Source organism: Klebsiella sp. TF21-TM, assembly GCF_019753495.1.
Taxonomy (GTDB): Bacteria; Pseudomonadota; Gammaproteobacteria; order Enterobacterales; family Enterobacteriaceae; genus Klebsiella; species Klebsiella quasipneumoniae.
This window is the reverse complement of record NZ_JAIJYL010000083.1, coordinates 1-2,541: the sequence shown is the minus strand read 5'-3', so window position 1 is coordinate 2,541 and position 2,541 is coordinate 1. Positions and strand designations below refer to the sequence as shown.

The window sequence follows — 2,541 nt, the reverse complement described above, 5'->3', positions numbered from 1 at the left end:
AAGCGTGCGTATTGCCTGAAAACACAACCCGCTACGGGGGAGACTTACCCGAAATCTGATTTATTCAACAAAGCCATTGCGGAGCGTATCAGAAGTGTTATTGAAAGTACTGTTTTTACTAATGACTTGCGTGTAACCATATCTGCTGGTGTAGCAACGCAAACTGATCCCCTTAGTGGGATCGACTTTTTGCTGAAAAATGCTGATGATGCTCTTTATCAAGCAAAGGGAGAGGGGCGTAATAAAGTGATTGTATATAGTGCTATTTGAGTTTTGGGTAATGCTCCCAACTTACTGATTTAGTGTACGATGGTGCTTTTGAGGTTCTCACGTGGCTTACATTTGAATCGCCACGGATAATCTAAACACTTCCGAGCCATTGATAATACTGGTTTTCATATCCTGTCGGTGACATCTGATTGCTCGACCCATGTCGACGCTTACTGTTATAAAAAATTCGATGTAATCAAAAATTTCGCTGCGGGCTTCTCCCGCCTTCCGTAGATCTTTTCTTTATGCGCTCTCGGTTCAGTAACTGAAAAAGCTTTCTGCAACCGCGTTATCGTGACAGTTACCGCGACGGCTCATACACCCTTCCATGATTGCCGTGGTTCCGCGTCGTCTGGCCTGCAAAGAGATTATCTGGTGATTGTGGATATGCCACTGGAAGTACCATGCTTTACGAAAAGCATGGCCTGTAATCGCGATCCGGCGCATCAATGGATCCGGGCATTGTGCGTTGAGGTCAGTCAGGATGATCCATTTTGACGGTATCAGAATACAGGGCGACTGTCGGTAAGATATAAAATTAGTTATTTTCCTGATGCCGGATAGATGTAAGCAACACCCCAAACCAGATTCATTACTTGCAAAACGGAGGTAGTCCATAGATGTAAAAAGTGGGCTCAGAAATGCCCATATTTCGGCAGACTTCCCCGACGCGAGTGCCGGTTTCGGCCTTTTTCAGCGCAAACGCAATCTGTTCTTCAGTATAGCTTGTCTTTTTCATGGCGAAATACGTGAAATCGCTATTTAGCTATTTTTTATGAAGAATGATGATCCGAGATACTTGAAAACCATTGTTGCCCTGTGAAAGCATCCCATTTTGAAAAAATCTTGAATTCAAAATGTTGAAGACAAAATCGGATGGAAAAAGTTAACTTATCTGGTATTGTCAGTAAAACCGGCAAAGGATTCAACTTACCAGGGGTGGTTTGTTGAATATGGAGCAGTAGCAGCCCCTTTGCCGGTTTGTCATCCTATCATGCTTGCATCACTTTCCTTCCTGCACCTAAATACATCCACATACGATCTGCAAATAAGAAGCTCAGGTTTCATTATGGGAGTCAACTTCTTTTAACGATAAATGGGTCTCGCCAGATGCATGAAACGTGACACTGTCACATTTAGATGAACATGGTTTAATTCCATTGCTTATAGTTACCGTGGTAAATATCAATAGCAATAAAATAACATCAATTAATTATAAAATTGATACATAATAAATAAAATGAGGTTTCATTATTTTGCTATAAAAACAATAAAAACGTATTGATTCAGGAATAATGAGAAGTATGCTCATTTTTCCATCGCTTCAAGAGGTATGCAACATCCTATTTACAGTTAGAATAATAACGATTATTCCATGTGTTAATGTAATGTTAATATCCAAAATGGAAGTAACCGGCTTATAAATCAGTCCAAAAGTTACTTTTCGAGTGGTTTTCGCTCAGCTTGCGCTACGCGAAATCTGAAGAAAATCGGAGGGGTGAGTACGTCAGATTTCACGTAGCGTGCGGCGAAGTTAAATAAAATATTCGGATGATTTCTGTCCGGTTAATGGATCAGTATTAAAATCCCAGGATGAAGAACATCAGGGCAGAAGCCCTCTACGCCGCAAAAGCTACTTTTATCTTTTGGTGGGGGTGACCCTGGCCCAAATTCAGTACAGTGCTAAATCAGAGATCTTCGTCTTTCCGGAGACTTCGGATGAATTCAGCCGGAGTCATGTCATTTAATGATGAATGCGTTCTCTCATGATTATATTCCCTGCGCCAGTTGTCGAGTTTGTCCTGCGCATCTTCCAGCGACAGGAACCAGTGAATGTTCAGGCATTCATCCCGCAGACTGCCGTTAAATGATTCAATAAACGGGTTATCCGTTGGTTTTCCGGGGCGGGAGAAGTCCATTGTGACCCCGTGCTCATACGCCCATTTATCCAGACTTTTCGAAATAAACTCGCTGCCGTTATCTGTCTGAATACGTACCGGCAGGCGCTTGCCCAGCACCCGCAACCCTTCCATCACACCGACCACATCCTCACCTTTCAGCGACTTTCCTGCATGGATCGTCAGACACTCCCGACTAAAATTATCCACTACAGTCAGCGCCCGGAAACGTCGTCCGTTAAACAGGTTATCCGACACGAAATCCATACTCCAGCACTGATCGACTCAGCTCAGGACTGAAGTGGTCAACAAAAACTGGCCACCGCGTTAGAGTTTTTCCAGTATCGGTTTTCTGATTCGTTTGGCGGTAACC

Annotated in this window: 1 protein-coding gene and 3 pseudogenes; 1 reads left to right on the top strand and 3 read right to left on the bottom strand. The window is 43.2% G+C overall.

Annotation, left to right across the window (positions count from 1 at the left end; all coding sequences use genetic code 11):
- The coding region (locus K5R89_RS26885; protein ID WP_217259638.1) for a diguanylate cyclase at window positions 1-270 on the top strand (270 nt) is incomplete at its 5' end.
- Window positions 271-361: 91 nt separating this feature from the next.
- Here K5R89_RS26885 and K5R89_RS27705 read toward each other — a convergent pair.
- The 3 pseudogenes from K5R89_RS27705 to K5R89_RS26875 all read right to left on the bottom strand — a co-directional run.
- A pseudogene (locus K5R89_RS27705) lies at window positions 362-588 on the bottom strand (IS3 family transposase); the annotation flags it as partial.
- 304 nt (window positions 589-892) lie between these two features.
- Window positions 893-1,009: pseudogene (locus K5R89_RS26880) on the bottom strand (transposase); the annotation flags it as partial.
- Window positions 1,010-1,958: 949 nt separating this feature from the next.
- Window positions 1,959-2,453, bottom strand: a pseudogene (locus K5R89_RS26875) (IS3 family transposase); the annotation flags it as partial.
- Window positions 2,454-2,541 lie beyond the last annotated feature (88 nt).